At 47.0% G+C, this 3,548-nt stretch carries 3 protein-coding genes; 1 reads left to right on the top strand and 2 read right to left on the bottom strand.

Annotation, left to right across the window (positions count from 1 at the left end; all coding sequences use genetic code 11):
• Nucleotides 1-80: 80 nt before the first annotated feature.
• Together LAY57_RS11870 and LAY57_RS11865 are read right to left on the bottom strand one after the other, a co-directional pair.
• The gene (locus tag LAY57_RS11870; RefSeq protein ID WP_249066750.1) at nt 81-1,340 is read right to left on the bottom strand and encodes an MFS transporter; all 1,260 of its coding nucleotides are present in this window, start codon (nt 1,338-1,340) and stop codon (nt 81-83) included.
• Nucleotides 1,341-1,352: 12 nt separating this feature from the next.
• On the bottom strand, nt 1,353-2,078 hold the full coding sequence (locus LAY57_RS11865) for a VOC family protein (RefSeq protein ID WP_249066749.1): 726 nt from the start codon (nt 2,076-2,078) through the stop codon (nt 1,353-1,355).
• Between the two features lie 430 nt (nt 2,079-2,508).
• Between LAY57_RS11865 and LAY57_RS11860 the strand changes: the two genes are divergently transcribed.
• Nucleotides 2,509-3,474, top strand: a complete 966-nt coding sequence (locus LAY57_RS11860) for a DUF3102 domain-containing protein (RefSeq protein WP_249066746.1) — start codon at nt 2,509-2,511, stop codon at nt 3,472-3,474.
• Nucleotides 3,475-3,548 lie beyond the last annotated feature (74 nt).

Genomic DNA, 3,548 nt, shown 5'->3' with positions numbered 1-3,548 from the left:
GGGGGACAAGGAGGACAAGGGGGACAAGGCCCAGAAGAAAAGCTTTTCGTTTCAACCAACTACTTATGACCACACCCAGACTAAGATGAGACACGATCGCGCATTGGTAGTGATGCTGGTCGATCTGGATTAAAAGTCTTGGCAACGAGGGTAATGCCGATGAGGGTAATGGTAATGGCGACGACAAATACGCCCCGATAGCCGAGGGCTTGTGCAATTACACCGCCGATCGCGGCTGTAATAATCCCAAAAAAGAAAGTAGTGGAAGATTGTAGTGTGTAGTCCGTGCCTGCCGCCTCTAATCGGCTTTTGTCCATCATAATCGTGTATAAGACTGTCGCTGCCATACTACTCACAAATTGAGTACCGATCGCGATCGCATAAAGAATCGCTAAATGGGCAATGCCGAATGCTGGCAGTAGGTAGGTTAACATCGTCAAAGCCTGAAGTAAGCCAAAGAGAATTAGCGATCGCTTCCTTCCCAAGGGCGCAATCAGCGAACCTCCGACTATGGAACCCAATATTCCGACGCTGTAACTGACAACTCCCAACATTAAGCCAATTTCTGCCAAAGACAACCCGAGATCTACCAACAGCGGACGAAACATCCGGGATGCCATATAAGGGCCAGGTGTATACAAGCTCAGAATCAGCAGCCAATGCCATATTCCCGGACGTCCAAAGAACTTAGCAATATCCGTGAAAGGATTTGCAGGCTTTTGGGAGTTGGACTTAGCGCGTGCAGATTTCTGAGGCTTGCTGCTGGGTTCTTTGTACTGCAAAACGGGAAGGAGTGCGACAACTACGACTAGCGCTAAAGTCAGCATACTGGCTTTCCATCCCCAACGATCGATCGCTAGTAGCATTCCACCGCCGCCGATAATTGCACCCAGGTAGTTGCCCGCACTCTGCACTCCATTGCCAAAGCCCCGCTCTTGGGGTTCTAACAATCCTACTGCCAGGGCATCGGTGGCAATATCTTGGCTGGCGCAAACGAAACAGATGATCACCAGACAAATATATGCAACTGAAAGCTGACTTTGGATATCAATGAAGGCGAAGGTGGCTACTGTACAAGCTGCGATCAGTTGAAAGCAGATAATCCAAAACCTATAGTGTCCCCAACGGGTGAAGCCGTAGCGATCGACCAGTGGCGACCAGAGGAATTTTAACATCCACGGTAAGGTTAATAGTGGCAAGAAACCGATCGCTTCTAAAGAAGCCCCACGCTGGCGCATAATTACTGGCAAAGCTTCGTACAAACACGCGATCGGGATAAACTGCGATACGTACAAGCTGCCAAGCAATCCGAATTTCTTGAAGCTTTTTGGGTTAATCATGGGCTTTTACGATCAATATCTCAGTCGAAGGGGCAGTATTGGTCGCGCATCCAGTATTTCTCCTTTAGTACCACCGTCAAAGGTTAATTCCAACATCGGAGAGGTGGCGCGTTCGATCGCGACAACACCATTGCGATCGAGCAGAGAAACAGCTTCACTCAGTTCTCGATCGCGATCGACTGCGATTTTGACACTGGTTAGCTTTTTTACCCCCAGCGGATGAGTAATTAACTGCTGATGCCTTTCACAAGAGCGATCGAGCCAAGTTGTTAGAGCAATATCGCTACTCACAGCCAAGCATATAGGCTCTGCCGCATTTGCGATATTCTGTGGCGAAAACCTAATAAACGGATCTGAGTGCATCCACTCTACCCAGTGTTTTCTAGATCCCGGAATCAGAGTTGTCATCTCAGGTAAAGAGCGTAAACCAATGCCAAAGGGAGATGCTCCCGTTTGCGGCCAACGCGCCCGTGCTAAAACGTCGATCCCCGTTCGTGCTGTATGCTGTTGGGCTGCTTTTTCGTCTTCGATCCAGATTAGTTCGAGGTATGTATTCTCGAAGAAGAAAATCGTCGAGATTGTTCCTTGCTCTGCACGCCGCACTACTCGTTCGGAGCAGTGAAGACCTAAATCTTGAAGAAAGGAAACTGCCGATCGACCTTCTGTAGCAAAGATAAAAAGGTGATCGACTTCTAGTAAAAAATTATCGGTACGCACCAGTAGTGATTGAGTTAACATGAGTATTATTTGTAACTTGTGTTGGCTAAAACCCACGGATTCTTCTATCCGTGCATCCGTGCTTATCCGTGTCGTGCTGAAAGGGAAGTAACTGAGAACTTATATCTTTATGCAGGTAGCTTGTTAGGCGGACAGAGATTGAGATACTAGCTCTAGACAAGGAGTTTTTCATGAATTTAATAAAAACTATTTTCAATAAGCTCTTAATTATTAGGCAACAAACAGACTGATATGTCAACTAGGTTTGGGCAAGTCTCTAGAGAAAAGTATCCGTAGCGGTTTGCGCTATTGGACATCTTCCGCTTGTTTCGGCTATCCTAGATAATTGTAAAGATTTAATAAAAATTAGGCTTGCCACAAATCTGGGTGTAAGCCAACGATATAAGTCGTGAGAGTATCGAATTTTGAATTAAGTAGGCAAAAATCGGATATGGGTAACTCACAAAAACGGCTCAACTTGGTTACTGGTTTTGACTATGAAATTTTAGAATCCCAAGAACGGATTGTTGTCCAGCAACGAACTGGGGAAATTAGAGAACGTTTACAGCGATCGGCCCAAGATATTTGGGAAATCGGTCAAAAGCTTGCTGATGTGCGATCCCGCCTCAAGCACGGTCAGTTCGATACGTGGTTAAAAGCTGAGTTTGGCTGGAGTCGGCGTACTGCTTACAACTTCGTCAACGTTTACGAAGCCTTTCCCGAACGTGCAAACTTTGCACAGATTAATATTGCGACATCGGCCCTCTACCTCTTAGCAGCACCATCAACTTCACAAGAACTCCGCGACGAAGTTCTGCAACGAGCAAAAGAGGGCGAACCCGTAACCTATAAGGAAATTCGCCAAGTCATCAAAGAAGAGAAGTCACACACTCTTGCGGTTGAAAAGCCTGCGTCGCCAAAGCCGGAAATTGTGGCGCTCAAACCGAAGGCTTTGGTGGAAGCTGGGAACTCAGTTGTAGAAGTTACGGCATTAGAGATATCCTCTCCTGCTGTCGCTACTCCCAGTGAGGTTAAGCCGGGATGGTATATGTTAGAAAAGCAACATCTACTCTTTTGTGGTGATACGGCTTCACCGAAATTTGTAGAACGCATACCGCAGGTAGCGCTGGCGATCGCGATTACTGGTGATGACTGGGATCACGATTGGCTAATCGAACGGTCAAAAACCGTAATTATCTTTCCTGAATCCAACCTAAAGGAGCAAATGCTCTCTAACCTGCTGTCCATGTTTTCCACACCTGGGGAAGCCGTCATTTTTCCCTGGTTGCCGGACTCAGCAATGCTGGCGATCGCCCATCAACTAGAAAGGAAGATTTTTGCGGGAGATCCGAACCCAGAGAAATGCAGAAAAGCGATCGCGCATTCCCAACTCTTAGTTGAACGCCTCGAACTGTGATTCCCGTGTTCATAGTTAAATATTAGGTATGTTGTTGCGCTTCAGCGCTATCTTAAAGAGCGCTGAAGCGCAAC

Origin of the sequence: Argonema antarcticum A004/B2, from assembly GCF_023333585.1 — a bacterium.
Lineage (GTDB): Bacteria > Cyanobacteriota > Cyanobacteriia > Cyanobacteriales > Aerosakkonemataceae > Argonema > Argonema antarcticum.
Note: the sequence above shows the minus strand (reverse complement) of the source record. Positions and strands in the feature narration are given on the sequence as shown.

Excerpts from the sequence above, each read along its gene's own strand:
- LAY57_RS11870 (WP_249066750.1), bottom strand. The coding sequence starts at position 1,340 with ATGATTAACCCAAAAAGCTTCAAGAAATTCGGATTGCTTGGCAGCTTG.
- LAY57_RS11865 (WP_249066749.1), bottom strand. The coding sequence starts at position 2,078 with ATGTTAACTCAATCACTACTGGTGCGTACCGATAATTTTTTACTAGAA.
- LAY57_RS11860 (WP_249066746.1), top strand. The coding sequence starts at position 2,509 with ATGGGTAACTCACAAAAACGGCTCAACTTGGTTACTGGTTTTGACTAT.